The sequence below is a fragment of the Streptomyces sp. NPDC046887 genome (assembly GCF_040644755.1).
Lineage (GTDB): Bacteria > Actinomycetota > Actinomycetes > Streptomycetales > Streptomycetaceae > Streptomyces > Streptomyces lichenis.
In genome coordinates this window covers 131,250-144,814 of the sequence record NZ_JBEYXH010000015.1, presented here as the reverse complement: position 1 = coordinate 144,814, position 13,565 = coordinate 131,250, and the positions used below count along the sequence as shown (strand labels likewise).

Below are 13,565 nucleotides of genomic sequence, written 5' to 3'. Positions count from 1 at the left end.
TTCGCCCCTGACTGGTCACCCTGCACTCCTCAGCTCGAACCACGTTGTCGGTTGCGCCGCTGAGTGACCGCATAGCAGACCGGCTACGAGGTCAGGACCGTACATCGCCAGGGCCCACAGGGCGCTGATCTCACGGGCACCGGCCCATGCCCCTTCGGTGGTCGGGGTCCGAAAAAGGGTGACATTGATGCCGTGTGCGTCGAAGGGCTCTGAACGTAGATAGCGAGCGCCACCGGTTCCGCACAGGTACGAGTCTGCCCCGGCCACTTTCGCGAGGTCGGCAAGCCTCTCTGAGCGGCCGTTGCGTACGAGGCGCGCACTGCTACGGATGACGGAGCCGCGCCAGCCAAGCAGGTCGAGCAAGAGCTGTGTGGAGGCTTCTGCGGCCAGAGCGGTGCGGTCAGGGGTACCCAGGACGTCGAGGAGCGAGCCGATCACGGTGTCGAGGGAGGACCAGAACGGGCTCTTTCCGTAGTACTGCTGGAGGAGCCTGGTCATGCGCTTGCTGTTCGCTCCCGTCTCCACGATCCGCGCCTCACTAATGAGGCTTCCGCCGCCCGCTCGGTAAACGAGTCGGAAGGGTGAGCCACTGCCTCTGTCGTGGGTCCCGCAGTGCGGCGAGGCGGGCCCGGTGCTGATAGTCGCGCCGGGCGAACTGTACGTCGTCCAGCACGATCCAGCAGTCCGCCGCGTACAACTTGGCCAGTGTGGAAAGCCGGGGGAAGAGGTTGGGCTGATGGATGGCGCACAGCCTGCCCGGCGCCGAAGAGTCAGGATGTGATGAGGCGACTGGTGAATCCTGCGACGAGAAGGTTCTCATAGGCGGCATTCACGTCCTCTGGGACGTCCTGTTCGATCGAGTATCCGAGCTTCGGATACTCGATCACCCGTTGCAGATCACCGACGAGCATGTCCAGGACAAGCCTCTCATCTCCGATGCTCTTGATGTAGTCGTCCAACTTCAGGGGTTCCGAGGCACAGCGCACATCAACCTCGGGCCACAGCTGGCGCGCGGTGGCATACGAACGGCGCTCCATATAGGGCTTGGAGACAATCAGTACCGAAGTAGGGGCAAGCCCGGCGTCCGTGAGGACCTGGCGGGAGTACGTGATGTTGTGCCCGGTGTTGCCGGCGCGGGGCTCCAGGAGGATCGCCTCGTCGGGTACGCCGAGGGAAAGAGCGTGCTCCCGATAATGGACGGCCTCACCACGCGGGAATCGGCGAGCGGTAGTCGGACTGTTGCCACCCGTGAACACGATGACGGGGAAGAGCCCGGCTCGGTACAGCTCGGCGGTGGTGGTTGCCACACCGAGGTCATGACTCCCGAGTCCGATCGCCACGTCGGCCGGCCGGAGTTCGTGACCCATCTGGTGGTAGTCCCAGATCGTCTGGGCGTGCGCCCACTGCTCGTGGGTCACAGCCTGTTGGATGTCCATCGGTCCCGTCACTGGCGTCTCTCCCTGATCAGTGTCGCTCGGAGCTTTTCGCCCCACCGCTTGTGGCATGCCTGCTCTTGATGTTCTCGATGCTGCGGCGTTGATGGCTGAGACCGTAGTCAGCGGCCACCTTTGCTGCCTTGGCGAGAACGGCAAGACCATCATCCAGGGTGTCCGGGTCGGACAGGAGGATGTGGCCGTGGGCGGCGTCCAGACGAACACGTTGCATTGGTGAGTCCGCGGTACCGGTCGTGCGCGCGATGTCGATGTAGTGCAGCGCGGCGGTGAGGTCACCTGCCCCTCGGTGGGCGAGGGCCAGCTTCTGATGGGCCACGGACCAGTCCTCCGGGTCGGAGAGATCCTCGAAATCGCGTACGGCCGTCAACATGACTCGTCTGGCGTAGTCGTGGTTGCCTTCCTTGCTCAGTGCCGTCCCCACCCACAGCCGAGCCCGCGCGCGGTCACGCCGGGAGAGCCGGTCGTCAGCGGCGAGGAACTCGTACTGGTGGGCCGCTGCTTCCCACTGATCGGACATCTCCGCCACCACGGCCAGGGAGAGGTCCAGTTGAGCCACGCGCCGGGGGACATCGAGCTGAGTGAAGAGGGCCCGGGCATCGTGGTAGGAACGCCGTGCCGACAGAGGGCCCATCACGGCTCCCTGATCCTTTGGACGTCTCCCAGCAAGGCAGTCGCGCGTGCGTACAGGTAAAGGCCCTTGTCATCCAGCCCATGCGGTGGAAAGCGAGCCAGCCAGCGGCGTAGCAGGTCTTCCGCGAAGGCGAAGTCCTGCCGGGGGAGGCGAGTGAGAGCTGAGTCTCCGTACCTCGTCTTGGCTGAAGCCCCTGGCCGGGTGGTCATCGACGCCCGGCCAGGGGCTCAGTGCCTTGCCTGCTCGGCCCAGTAGGAGGCAAGCATTTCTCCCGGCCAGGCCGGCTGGCGGACCTCACCGCGAGGTCCCATCTCCTGGAAATAGGGTGCCAGGTCGTAGACCGGCGTCCCGTCCACCGCGTCAAGATCGGTGACATGCAGGTCGAGCCCGTCCACCTTGAGCAGACGCGGGAAACTGGTGGCGAGCTGATTCGGCCGCCGGTGGTTGCGGTGCACGAACGTACCGGTGGGCGGCCAGGCGGGATTGTTGCGGGGGCTACGGGCGTGCAGGGCGACGTCGTCCGCGGAGGTCTGGTCGAAGTGCCAGACGACCACCAGGTGAGAGAAGTCGGCCAGACCCTGCACCACTTCTTCGGGGTAGCTGGCGTCCAGTCGGATCACGGCTTCCACCCCGCCCCAGAAGTCGTCGGCGACGACCGTGCGACCTCCCACGACCCGTCCGATGGGCGTGATGCTCAATGGCATGTCCGTCCCTCCCCTTACGCGCAGGTGTCAAGCAATCTACGTCGCTCGTCAACCACGGCCTACCAACCCTCGCGCCGATGAACTCTCTGTGCAGTCACGCCTCTACGGCTACGAAGACCTGCCGCGCCGCCACCGTGGCGCCGAGGTCGCGAGTCGGGACCCTGCACGGCGGCCCCTACCGGACAAGGCCTTGGAGTCAGCTGCCCACCAGTCGAATGCGTTCCAAGGGCACGTCCCACTCGATGCCGCCGCCCTCAGGGCGCATGAACGCTTGTCGGCTGACGAGCTTGCCTCCCTCCCTGGTGCGCTCTTCCAGGGCGCCCACCAGGTGGCCCGTCCGCTCCGAGATCGTGTCCATCACGAGCGTTCCGCGGGGGAAGGGCAGGTCACCATGGCAGAGCGTCGTTGCGAGACGCTCGAAGGCCGTCACTGGTGGCCCCCTAGCCGAAGTGCTTCGGTCAGGCGGACGGCCACATCGGCGCGCACACTCCCCAGCTCGATGAGCCCCAGCGCCGGAGAGGCCATGTCGACCCGCAGAGAGGGGAGCGTGATCCCAACCTCCGCCAGGGCCGCTCTCAACGCTTCCGCCGCGGCGTACGGATCGACGTCCTGCTCATTCTTCGTCGTCATGGACGCGAACCTAAGAGGCGTGACACGCCTGCCGATACGTTGTTTTCGCGAGTTTGCTCGACAGTCGGCGGCGCTTGCCGACGTTTGCTCCTGGAGCCTGGCTGCCTCTATGCAGCCGAGCCGCTGACCCGGTCATGCTGGTGGTGGATCACCGCCCCGGAAAGGGAGACCTCCATGGCTCGTCAGTTACGGTTCATCGGCACGGACAGCAAGGTCGACGGCTGCCCTGCTCTGCACACGGACCTCCGTACCCACGAGGTCATTATCCAGGGGACGCCCATCACCGACCCTGAAGACCTCGCACAGCTCAAGCACTTCGGCCCGGGCGAGGCGGCGGTGGCCGTCCCGCGCGAACTGCACGTCAACTGGGGACCGAAGGAATCGGAACGGATGCCGGAACGTGTCGACCGGGCCACCTTCCGCCGCCTCTTCGAGTCCTTCGAGCACACCGCCTGGCGGCTGGAGACGCGGCGCGGATACGCCTCCGATCGCCAGGACCCCGACTATGAGGCGTTCCTGGACACCGGCTCGGCTCCCTTCGACCCCGAAGAGGCCTGGTTCGTCAACATCAGGGCCCAGACCGGCGCTGGCAAGACCGTCGGCCGCGTGCGGGTGGCCGACAGCCCGCCCACCACGGAACAGCTCTTCCTGCTTGACTACGCCCGGCACAACGCCATGGTCGGTGAGGACATCCGCTACCTGCGGCGAGAGGAGGCGGACCGGGCCGGGTTGCCCGCCGAGGACTTCTGGATCTTCGACTCACGGTTGGTCGCGCTACTGCGCTTCGACGACGAGGACAACCTGTTGGACATCGAGCTGATCACCGAGCCGGCCGAAGTGGTCCGCTACTGCATCGCCCGTGACGCGGCGATGCACCATGCGGTCCCCCGCGACCGATTCGCCGCGCAGGTGGCCACGGCCCCGTAGCGTGTGAACGGTGAGCACTGACTACCAGCGGGCACGGGACGCCCTGGGGGCGCGGCTGCGCGAACTCCGCTTCTTGTGTCCTGGTGGACGGCTCACCGGCCGGGAACTGGCCCATCGCGTCGGATGGGCGGGCTCCAAGGTGAGCAAGCTGGAAAACGGCAAGCAGACCGCCACCCCCAAGGACCTGCGGGCGTGGGCGGATGCCACGGGTCGGCCCGAGGTCTACCCCGAGCTTGCCGCCCGGCTCGCCGGGTTCGAGTCCCACATCCGGTCCTGGCGCAGGGCCCTGGCCAATGGCTTCAAGCCGTTGCACGAGGGGTTGAGCGCCGAGCTCGACCGGAGCTCGGACTTGTGGGTCTGGGAGGAGTCGGTGATCGCCGGCTTACTGCAAACCCCCGAGTACGCGCGCCATGTCATCGACCGGTACGCGCAGTTGCTGGGCGGAGCCAGTGACATCGAGGACGCGGTGCGCTCCCGGGCGCGGCGGCAGGAGTGGCTGTACCGGCCTGGCCGCACCTTGCATGTGCTGATGTGGGAGGCGGCGCTGCGTTCGCGCATCTGCCCTCCGTCCGTGCTGGCCGCCCAGCTCGACCGTCTCACCGGCATGCTGGGTATGGACACGGTCGAGCTGGGCATCGTCCCCTTCACGGCGTCCGTGAAGATCGTGCCTGCCAACGGCTTCTGGATCCTGGATGACCGCCTTGTCGTCGCCGAGGACTGGCACGCCGAGCTGTGGTTGGACGACGCGGAGAACGTCTCGCTGTATGGGAAGGTCTGGCAGACCCTGCGGGCGTCGGCCGTGTACGGAGCCGATGCCCACCGCATCATCAACGCCGCCCGACGCGACCTGATCCCACAATGACCGGTCGTCGCCGTCAGGTAGACGACCAGTCGCCTTTGCTGGGAACACCCCGCCCGGTACCGGCGTTGCCGCTGATGACGTAGTCTCGCGGCCTGTCCGGCCGTGTACGGAGAAGGGGGAGGTGAGGGGCGTGAGGCGGGAACCGCACCGCACCCTCTGCCCGCGTGCCCCGAGGGCCGCCCGCTCCGTGCTGCTAACCTCGCGCGCGCATATCGACCTCCGGCGCACGGCCGGCGCGCTCTGTCGCTGTTGACGCGAAGGCGCTGACGCGACGCCGCCCCTGAGGCGATTCCGCCCCTTGAGGCGACTCCGGCCCTGAGGCCATCCCGCTGACGCGACCGCTCTGAGGAGCGACGAGCCGTCCGCTCACATCCGGTCCCACCCCTCTTGTGGATACCGGCCTGCCCGACGGCCGTCCTCCGACGCACCCCGCTCCCGAGGCCGGGACCTCCCGTGCTCCACCCTGCCTGCCCGCCGTGCCCTCGCGGGCCCGCGCACCCTCGTCCGGAACACCCAGGAAGGCACCCACCCGTGTCCCTGACCCCTGTCTCCCCCTCCCATCTCCACCTGGCCGTCGCCCTGGACGGCACCGGCTGGCACCCGGCGTCCTGGCGCGAGCCCGGCGCCCGGCCCCGGGAGTTGTTCACCGCCGCGTACTGGGCCGACCTGGTCGCCGAGGCCGAGGCGGGGCTGCTCGACTTCGTCACCATCGAGGACGGGCTCGCCCCGCAGTCCGCCCACCCGCTGGAGCCCGACGAACGGACCGACCAGGTGCGCGGACGGCTCGACGCCGTGCTGATCGCCTCCCGGGTCGCCCCGCTGACCCGGCACATCGGCCTGGTGCCGACCGTGGTGGCCACCCACACCGAGCCGTTCCACATCTCCAAGGCGATCGCGACCCTGGACTACGTCAGTGGGGGGCGGGCCGGGGTGCGGGTGCGGTACTCGGCCCGGCCGGACGAGGCCGCGCACTTCGGCCGCCGGGTCATCCCGCGCATCGAGTCCTTCGAGAGTCCCGAGGCCCAGGGGCTGATCGACGAGTTGGCCGAGGAGGCCGCCGACTATGTGGAGGCCGTCCGCCGGCTCTGGGACAGCTGGGAGGACGGCGCCGAGATACGGAACGCGGCCAGCGGGCGCTTCATCGACCGGGACAAGCTGCACTACATCGACTTCGAGGGGCGGCACTTCAGCGTCCGGGGGCCGTCCATCACCCCCCGCCCCCCGCAGGGCCAGCCCGTGGTCAGCGCGCTCGGCCACCAGGCGCAGCCGTACCGGCTGATCGCCCGCCAGGCCGACATCGGCTTCATCACCCCGTATGACGCCGCCGACACCCGGCGCATTGTCGGGGAGATTCGAGCGGAGCAGCAGGCCGCGGGCCGGGCCGGGGAGCCGCTGCACCTCTTCGCGGACCTGGTGCTGTTCCTGGACGACAGCCGGGCCGAGGCGGAGGACCGGCGCGCTCGGCTGGATGGACTGGCCGGTGAGCCGTACACCTCGGACGCCCGGATCTTCACGGGTACGGAGGGAGAACTCGCCGACGCGATCGAAGAGTTGGCGGGGGAGGGGGTGAGCGGGGTCCGGCTGCGGCCCGGTGTGCTCGCCCATGACCTGCCCCGGATCAGCCGGCGGCTGACGCCGGAGCTGCGCCGCCGGGGCCGCTTCCGGGAGGCGTACGAGGCCGGCACCCTGCGCGGGCTGCTGGGGCTGGAACGACCGGTGAGCCGGTACGCGGCCACAGCCGCAGGGGACGCCGAAGCCGCCAACGCCCCGACCGCGACACCCGCCGTCTGAGGCCCCCGGATACCAGAGAGGACCGCGCACCATGACCGACATAGACAGGGCCGACGGTCGGCCGCTTAAGCAGATCCATCTCGCCGCCCACTTCCCCGGCGTCAACAACACCACCGTGTGGAGCGACCCGGCCGCCGGCAGCCATATCGAGTTCGATTCCTTCGTCCACTTCGCCCGCACCGCCGAACGGGCCAAGTTCGACTTCCTGTTCCTGGCGGAAGGGCTGCGGCTTCGCGAACAGGGCGGAGAGATATACGACTTGGATGTGGTGGGGCGGCCGGACACCTTCACGGTGCTGGCGGCGCTGGCCGCCGTCACGGACCGGCTCGGGCTGACCGGCACCATCAACTCCACCTTCAACGAGCCCTATGAGGTGGCCCGCCAGTTCGCCAGCCTGGACCATCTCTCCGGCGGGCGCTCCGCCTGGAACGTGGTCACCTCCTGGGACGCCTTCACCGGGGAGAACTTCCGCCGCGGCGGCTTCCTGCCCCAGGACGAGCGCTACTCCCGGGCCAAGGAGTTCCTGGACACCGCGCAGGAGCTCTTCGACTCGTGGAGGGGGGACGAGGTCGTCGCCGACGCCGCTGGCGGGGCCTTCCTGCGGGACGCCACGGCGGGCGCCTTCGTCCACCGGGGCCAGCACTTCGACATCCACGGCCGCTTCGACGTACCGCGCTCCCCGCAGGGCCGGCCGGTGATCTTCCAGGCCGGGGACTCCGACGAGGGACGTGAGTTCGCCGCCGCGAGCGCGGACGCCATCTTCAGCCGGCACGCCACCCTGAAGGAGGGGCAGGCCTTCTACGCGGACGTCAAGGCCCGGCTCGCCCGGTACGGCCGCCGGGCGGACCAGCTGCTGGTGCTGCCCGCCGCCACCTTCGTCCTCGGCGACACCGACGCCGAGGCGGAGGAGCAGGCCCGGGAGGTCCGCCGGCAGCAGGTCAGCGGGGCCACCGCCCTGAAGCATCTGGAGTTCGTCTGGAACCGGGACCTGTCCGGGTACGACCCGGACGGGCCCCTGCCGGACGTCGACCCGGTCGTAGCCGAGGAACACATCTCCCGAGGCCGCGCCCAGGTGCGGATGTACCGGGATCCGCTGGCCACCGCCCGCGAGTGGCGGGAACTCGCCGAGGCCCACCAGTGGTCCATCCGGGACCTGGTCATCCACACCGGCAACCGGCAGACCTTCGTCGGCTCCCCTCGGACGGTGGCCCGCACCATCGACCGGTTCGTCCAGGCCGACGCCTCCGACGGCTTCATCCTCGTCCCGCATCTGACCCCTGGCGGCCTGGACCCCTTCGCCGACACGGTCGTCCCGCTGCTCCAGGAGTGGGGCGTCTTCCGCACCGAGTACGAGGGGACCACCCTCCGGCACCATCTGGGCCTGGACCACCCCGACGAGCCGTCGTCCGCCGACCCGCGGGCCGTCCCGGCCGGAGAGGCGGCGGCACGGTGAAGTTCCTCGCCATCACTTTGATCGTGCACCGCCCGGACCCGGTCACCGGGGTGCTGAAGTCCACCCAGGCCCGCTTTCGGGAGGTCCTCGACAACGCCGTCCTGGCCGAGGAGCTGGGCTTCGACGGCTTCGGCGTGGGGGAGCGGCACGAGCGGCCCTTCCTCTCCTCCGCGCCGACCGTGCTGCTCGGCCATATCGCCGCGCTGACCCGGCGGATCCGGCTGTTCACCGCCGTCACCACGCTCAGCCTGCTGGACCCGGTACGCGCCTACGAGGACTACGCCACCCTGGACCACCTCTCCGGCGGCCGCCTCGAACTGATCATCGGCAAGGGCAACGGCACCGCGCAGCGGGAGCTGTTCTCCGTCACCCCCGAGGACCAGTGGGACCGCAACGCCGAGAGCTACGAGGTCTTCCGGCGGATCTGGCGCCAGGACCGGGTGACCGCCCGGACCCGCTTCCGCCCCGAGCTGACCGACGCCGAGGTGCTGCCCCGCCCCTACCAGCAGCCGGTCCGGGTCTGGCACGGCAGCGCCACCAGCAGGGAGTCGGTGGAGCTCGCCGCCCGCTACGGCGACCCGCTGTTCTCGGCCAACGTCACCCACCCCATCGAACCGTACGCCGAGCTGATCGACCACTACCGGGAACGCTGGGAGGCCCATGGCCACGACCCGGCGGAGCTGGCGGTGGGCGCCGGCTCGGCGGGCCTGCTGGTCACCCGCACCTCCCAGGAGGCGCTGGACGCCTACCGCCCCCTCTTCGAGAGCAACCTCGCATTCGCGCGGAAGGCAGGGCTGCCGGTGGTCTTCGAGACCCTGGAGGACTTCGTGGAGCGCAGCTCGGCACTGATCGGCAGCCCCCAGCAGGTCATCGAGAAGGTGCACCGCTACCACGAGCGGTTCGGCCACACGGTGCTGCATGTCCAGGCGGACGCGGGCGGACTGCCCGACAGCCGCCACCGGGACTCGCTGGAACGGTTCCAGGCCGAGGTCGCGCCCGTGCTGCGCGCCGAGATCCCCGACCCACCCTTCCCCTGGGCCCCGGTGCTGCCCGAGGCCGTACAACCGGTAGGGGGAGAAGCCGTACGGGGAGCCGGTGCCGTACGCGGAGAGGAGACCGAGTCGGTACGGGGACGGGGGGCCGAACACCGCCCCGGCACCGCGGTCGCCCGGCTGAGGACCGAAGGAGCCCGCCCATGACCTCACCCTCACCGTCCTCACCTCCGCCGCTCTCCGGTGGCGGCCGTACGCCGCTCGGTGTCCTGGACCTGGTGCCGATCTCCTCCGGGGCCACCGCCGGGCAGGCCCTGCGCCACTCCATCGACCTCGCCCGGCAGACCGAACGGCTGGGCTACACCCGCTACTGGTACGCCGAGCACCACCTCAACCCGGGTGTGGCGGGCACCTCCCCGGCGGTCCTGCTCGCCCTCACCGCCGCCGCCACCTCCACCATCCGGCTCGGCTCGGGGGCGGTGCAGCTCGGGCACCGCACCGCGCTCTCGGTGGTCGAGGAGTTCGGCCTGATCGACGCCCTGTACCCGGGCCGGCTCGATCTCGGCCTCGGCCGTTCCGGAGGCCGGCCCCCGGAGCGGCCCCCGGCCACCGAGCCCGACGGGCCGGCCGTCGAGCGCCGTGCCCCGAACGGGTTGCTCATTCCGCCGCCGTTCTCCTTCGCGCAGCTGCTCGGCTCGCCGCGCGTGGCCCTCCAGCGCCGGCTGCTCACCCTGCCGGGGGCCGAGCCGCAGGAGTACGAGGATCAGCTTGACGACATCCTCGCGCTGCTGGCCGGTACCTACCGCTCCCCGGAGGGGGTGGAGGCCCATGTCGTGCCGGGCGAGGGCGCCGACCTCCAGCTCTGGATCCTGGGCAGCAGCGGCGGGCAGAGCGCCCAGGCCGCAGGCGCCCGGGGGCTGCGGTTCGCCGCGAACTACCACGTCAGCCCCGGCACCGTACTGGAGGCGGTGGAGGGCTACCGGGCCGCCTTCAAGCCCTCCGACGTCCTGGGGCGGCCGTATGTCAGCGTCTCCGCGGACGTGGTGGTCGCCGAGGACGACGAGACCGCTCGGGAGCTCGCTACCGGATACGGCCCCTGGGTGCGCAGCATCCGCACCGCCGAGGGCGCCATTCCGTACCCCACCCCGGAGGAGGCCCGCGCCCTGCCCTGGACCGACCGGGACCAGGCGCTGGTGCAGGACCGGCTGGACACCCGGTTCGTCGGTTCCCCGGCCCGGGTCGCCAGCCGGCTGGAGCAGCTGAGGGACGCCACCGGCGCGGACGAGCTGCTCATCACCACCATCACCCATGACCACGCCGCCCGGTTGCGGTCCTATGAACTGCTGGCACGGGAGTGGGCCGCCAGGTGAGGAGAGGAGAGGAGGGCGGGGCCCGATGGGGGGAGAAGAGGGGATTCGGCTGAAAATCGCAGTGGCCTGCGCCACACTCTAGTTCCGGCGTGAGGACGGAAGCGGGGGCGCATGGCAGACGCGTGGGGCCCGAAGAGTGAGGCGACCGGAAGAGCCGAAGAGGCCGAAGAGGCCGAAGAGGGCAATCAGGTTGAAGAGCCGGGAGAAGACGAAGAGGGCTGGGAGAAGGGCGGGAGGCCGTTGGGAGGGGGCGCCGCCGTACTGGGTCCCCGTCCGACGTACTACAACCACCAGGAGGTCCTGGGGACGCTCGCCGCACCGGTGCGGCGCCGGCTGACCTGGCTGCTGGCGGTCCCGCTGGTGGCGGTGCTGCTGATGGTCTTACGCCCCTGGACCTATCTGCCGGACACCGGCGACGAGGACATCGCCGACCAGGGGCAGGGCGCTCCCTACGACCCGTCCACGGAGGGCGACGACGGCGTGGGCGGCGACGAGGAGAGCGCCCCCGGCGAGGAGCCCACCCCCACCGAGGAGAGTTCGACGGGCACGGCGGCCGCCCAGGCGACGGAGGTGGACCGGATCCTGGAGGAGTCGTCCGGATACCGGGAGTCGGTCAGTACGGCCGTCGCGGACGCCACCGCCTGCGGTCCGCAGGCCGGCCTCGCCGAGGACGCCGCGGACTTCCAGGCCGCGGCCGTCGCCCGAGAGGGGCTCTCCACCCGGGTGGAAGGCCTCGCCGTGGACCAGATCGAGCAGGGGACCGAGGTACAGCGCCTGCTGAGGGAGGCCCTGGACCAGTCGGCCGCCGTCGACTACGACTTCGCCAGCTGGGCCCGAGGGTTGCAGGACGGCGGCTGCCTCCCGGACACCGCCACCGACGCCGAGCCCTATCGCACGGCGGTGGCGGACAGTGCCAAGGCCAGCGCCGCCAAGGAGGCCTTCCTGGAGATGTGGAACCCGATCGCCGAGTCCCACACGCTGCGGTCCTGGCAGGCCGACCAGTTCTGACCGGCCCGTTCCGACCGGCCAGTTCTGCCTGGACCGTTCCGGCTCGCGCGCATCCGCACACCACCGACCATCCGTCCGAAGGAGAGGCATGGCGATCGCATCCGGCATCGCGCCGCCGCCCGGAGCCGACCGGTCCGGAGCCGAACCACCCGCGCCGGGGCCTCCCGTGACCGACCCGATTCCCCCGGCCATGACCGAGGTGACCCGGCTGCTGTCCATCGGCGCCCATCTGGACCGGGAGTTCGCCGACCGGGTGATCGACGAACTGCTGGAGAACCGGCAGCGGAAGGCCGCGCCCGCCTACGGCTACGACGCGGCGACCGTCCTCGGGCACGCGCTCGCGGCCCGCCGGCTGCGCGGTACCCGGCGGGGCGTGATCGCCACGGCCCTCCTGCTGTGGTTCGCGGTCGGGTTGCTGGGCTCGGTGTGGGGAGACTTCGGCGCGACGGTCTTCTGGACGGCGACCGTCATCGCCCTGTGGGCCGCCTGGGCGTCGCTGCTCATCGAGAAGATCGTGGTCCGGCAGATCGTCACCGTCCACCTCCGGGCACGGCCGCGCCCGGGCGCCCGCTACGGCTTCGACGGCGAACCGCCCCAGGACCCCGAGGACATGGAGGAGCAGTACCGGGAGATCAGGGAGGAGCAGGACCCGGCATCCGGTGTCGTCCACTACGGCGGGTACGTCCCGTTCGTCGGCGCGGGCGACCTCCAGCGGTCCTGGTCCTTCGCCGTACTGCTGGACGGCCGCGCGGCCGGACCGCACTCCGCCCTGCGCCCCACCGGCACGGCACCGGACGGACCACCGCCCGCCGAGGAGGCCGGTGCCCGCCGACCCGACCCGCGCCCCTTCACCGGCGCGGAACTCACCGCGTACGTCAGGGACCGGCTCACCTCGCATCTGCTGACCGACGTGGACATGCCCGACCAGCGGCTCGACGGGCTGGAGGTCACCAAGCGCCTCTACGTCCGCGCGGACGGCCCGGCCCCGCCCGACACGGTGACCCTGGCGTCCAGCGAACGGTACGACGAGGCGCGGGAGTTCCTGGTCGTACGGGTCGGCTCCTGGCAGCAGGAACTGGTGCTGACGGTGTTCCTCAACGTCGACCTCAAGGGCCGGGTGCTCTACACCCAGCTGCACGGCTACCAGTTGCTGCCGATCCGGGCCGCCTACCACGAGGCCGACCGGCTGTCCCGCGGGGTGGACGCCAAGGTGCTCGGCATACTGGCCGTCAAGGCGCTGACCGAGACCCTGCTGGGCGGGCTCGCCTCGGTGTTCCGCTCGCCCCGGCCGCTGGTGACCTCGCTGAAGCGGCGGCAGGGGTGGACCGGCGGGCTGAGCGCGATCACCGGTTCCGATGAGGAGGAGCAGGCGTTCGGCGACTGGGGGGCGCTGCACAGTGTCCGCGACCTGGGCGCGAGCGACGGCTACCACCACTACTACCAGCAGATGGACAGCGCCAAGTACCTCAAGGTCATCGAGCGGCGGACCCTTGAGGTGATCTTCGACTTCCTCGATTCCAAGGACGTCGACACCGCCGAGTTCCGCGCCCGCCAGGCCGAGGTGCTGAACGTCGGCATCCTCCAGACCGGCGGCGGCACCATCGTCAACAGCGGCGCCACCGCCGTCGGGCCGGACGCCAGCGCCTCCGCCACGACCGCCCGGAAGGCCGCCAACCGTCCGTAGGCCGCCAACCGTCCGTGAGCCGCATCCGTCCGTAGCGCCGCCAACCGGCTGTAGAGCCA

General features: G+C 70.3%; 15 protein-coding genes and 1 pseudogene. 9 read left to right on the top strand and 7 right to left on the bottom strand.

The window, feature by feature from the left end; genetic code table 11:
- Positions 1-15: 15 nt before the first annotated feature.
- From ABZ945_RS16915 to ABZ945_RS16885, 7 genes and pseudogenes are all read right to left on the bottom strand, one after another.
- Positions 16-525, bottom strand: a complete 510-nt coding sequence (locus ABZ945_RS16915) for a WbqC family protein (protein ID WP_361269574.1) — start codon at positions 523-525, stop codon at positions 16-18.
- Positions 526-538: 13 nt separating this feature from the next.
- A complete protein-coding gene (locus tag ABZ945_RS16910) occupies positions 539-820 on the bottom strand; it encodes a WbqC family protein (protein WP_361269571.1) in 282 nt (93 codons plus the stop codon).
- A complete protein-coding gene (locus tag ABZ945_RS16905; RefSeq protein ID WP_361269639.1) occupies positions 771-1,436 on the bottom strand; it encodes a YdcF family protein in 666 nt (221 codons plus the stop codon). The genes ABZ945_RS16910 and ABZ945_RS16905 overlap by 50 nt, the downstream gene beginning before the upstream one ends.
- A 28-nt stretch (positions 1,437-1,464) precedes the next feature.
- Positions 1,465-2,234: pseudogene (locus ABZ945_RS16900) on the bottom strand (hypothetical protein); the annotation flags it as partial.
- Positions 2,235-2,312: 78 nt separating this feature from the next.
- Positions 2,313-2,789: an SAM-dependent methyltransferase gene (locus ABZ945_RS16895; protein WP_361269569.1), complete on the bottom strand. Its 477-nt coding sequence runs from the start codon at positions 2,787-2,789 to the stop codon at positions 2,313-2,315.
- Positions 2,790-2,985: 196 nt separating this feature from the next.
- Positions 2,986-3,219: a hypothetical protein gene (locus tag ABZ945_RS16890; RefSeq protein ID WP_361269566.1), complete on the bottom strand. Its 234-nt coding sequence runs from the start codon at positions 3,217-3,219 to the stop codon at positions 2,986-2,988.
- Positions 3,216-3,419 carry a hypothetical protein gene (locus ABZ945_RS16885; protein WP_361269564.1) on the bottom strand — a complete coding sequence of 68 codons (204 nt, stop codon included), beginning with the start codon at positions 3,417-3,419 and terminating at the stop codon, positions 3,216-3,218. Before ABZ945_RS16885 ends, ABZ945_RS16890 begins: the two co-directional genes overlap by 4 nt.
- A 174-nt stretch (positions 3,420-3,593) precedes the next feature.
- On the opposite strand from ABZ945_RS16885, the gene ABZ945_RS16880 reads away from it, so the two are divergent.
- The 9 genes from ABZ945_RS16880 to ABZ945_RS16840 all read left to right on the top strand — a co-directional run bounded on the left by ABZ945_RS16880 (position 3,594) and on the right by ABZ945_RS16840 (position 13,506).
- Positions 3,594-4,346, top strand: coding sequence for a DUF6879 family protein (locus tag ABZ945_RS16880; protein WP_361269562.1), 753 nt, complete (start codon positions 3,594-3,596; stop codon positions 4,344-4,346).
- A gap of 10 nt (positions 4,347-4,356) precedes the next feature.
- A complete protein-coding gene (locus ABZ945_RS16875) occupies positions 4,357-5,208 on the top strand; it encodes a helix-turn-helix transcriptional regulator (RefSeq protein WP_361269560.1) in 852 nt (283 codons plus the stop codon).
- A 121-nt stretch (positions 5,209-5,329) separates the two neighbouring features.
- The gene (locus ABZ945_RS16870) at positions 5,330-5,461 is read left to right on the top strand and encodes a putative leader peptide (RefSeq protein ID WP_361269558.1); all 132 of its coding nucleotides are present in this window, start codon (positions 5,330-5,332) and stop codon (positions 5,459-5,461) included.
- A 278-nt stretch (positions 5,462-5,739) separates the two neighbouring features.
- Positions 5,740-6,999, top strand: a complete 1,260-nt coding sequence (locus ABZ945_RS16865; protein WP_361269556.1) for an LLM class flavin-dependent oxidoreductase — start codon at positions 5,740-5,742, stop codon at positions 6,997-6,999.
- A gap of 31 nt (positions 7,000-7,030) precedes the next feature.
- Entirely contained in the window at positions 7,031-8,452 is a 1,422-nt protein-coding gene (locus tag ABZ945_RS16860; protein ID WP_361269553.1) for an NtaA/DmoA family FMN-dependent monooxygenase, read from the top strand.
- Positions 8,449-9,651: an LLM class flavin-dependent oxidoreductase gene (locus ABZ945_RS16855; RefSeq protein ID WP_361269550.1), complete on the top strand. Its 1,203-nt coding sequence runs from the start codon at positions 8,449-8,451 to the stop codon at positions 9,649-9,651. The genes ABZ945_RS16860 and ABZ945_RS16855 overlap by 4 nt, the downstream gene beginning before the upstream one ends.
- A complete protein-coding gene (locus ABZ945_RS16850) occupies positions 9,648-10,814 on the top strand; it encodes an LLM class flavin-dependent oxidoreductase (protein ID WP_361269547.1) in 1,167 nt (388 codons plus the stop codon). Before ABZ945_RS16855 ends, ABZ945_RS16850 begins: the two co-directional genes overlap by 4 nt.
- Positions 10,815-10,925: 111 nt before the next feature.
- Entirely contained in the window at positions 10,926-11,822 is an 897-nt protein-coding gene (locus ABZ945_RS16845) for a hypothetical protein (protein ID WP_361269544.1), read from the top strand.
- Between the two features lie 88 nt (positions 11,823-11,910).
- Positions 11,911-13,506 carry a hypothetical protein gene (locus tag ABZ945_RS16840; RefSeq protein ID WP_361269542.1) on the top strand — a complete coding sequence of 532 codons (1,596 nt, stop codon included), beginning with the start codon at positions 11,911-11,913 and terminating at the stop codon, positions 13,504-13,506.
- The last annotated feature ends 59 nt before the right edge of the window (positions 13,507-13,565 follow it).

What these genes read in the sequence shown, in the direction of transcription:
- ABZ945_RS16905 (WP_361269639.1), bottom strand. Translation starts at nt 1,436, where the DNA reads ATGGACATCCAACAGGCTGTGACCCACGAGCAGTGGGCGCACGCCCAG.
- ABZ945_RS16885 (WP_361269564.1), bottom strand. Translation starts at nt 3,419, where the DNA reads ATGACGACGAAGAATGAGCAGGACGTCGATCCGTACGCCGCGGCGGAA.
- ABZ945_RS16910 (WP_361269571.1), bottom strand. Translation starts at nt 820, where the DNA reads ATGAGAACCTTCTCGTCGCAGGATTCACCAGTCGCCTCATCACATCCT.
- ABZ945_RS16850 (WP_361269547.1), top strand. Translation starts at nt 9,648, where the DNA reads ATGACCTCACCCTCACCGTCCTCACCTCCGCCGCTCTCCGGTGGCGGC.
- ABZ945_RS16860 (WP_361269553.1), top strand. Translation starts at nt 7,031, where the DNA reads ATGACCGACATAGACAGGGCCGACGGTCGGCCGCTTAAGCAGATCCAT.
- ABZ945_RS16880 (WP_361269562.1), top strand. Translation starts at nt 3,594, where the DNA reads ATGGCTCGTCAGTTACGGTTCATCGGCACGGACAGCAAGGTCGACGGC.
- ABZ945_RS16895 (WP_361269569.1), bottom strand. Translation starts at nt 2,789, where the DNA reads ATGCCATTGAGCATCACGCCCATCGGACGGGTCGTGGGAGGTCGCACG.
- ABZ945_RS16845 (WP_361269544.1), top strand. Translation starts at nt 10,926, where the DNA reads ATGGCAGACGCGTGGGGCCCGAAGAGTGAGGCGACCGGAAGAGCCGAA.
- ABZ945_RS16840 (WP_361269542.1), top strand. Translation starts at nt 11,911, where the DNA reads ATGGCGATCGCATCCGGCATCGCGCCGCCGCCCGGAGCCGACCGGTCC.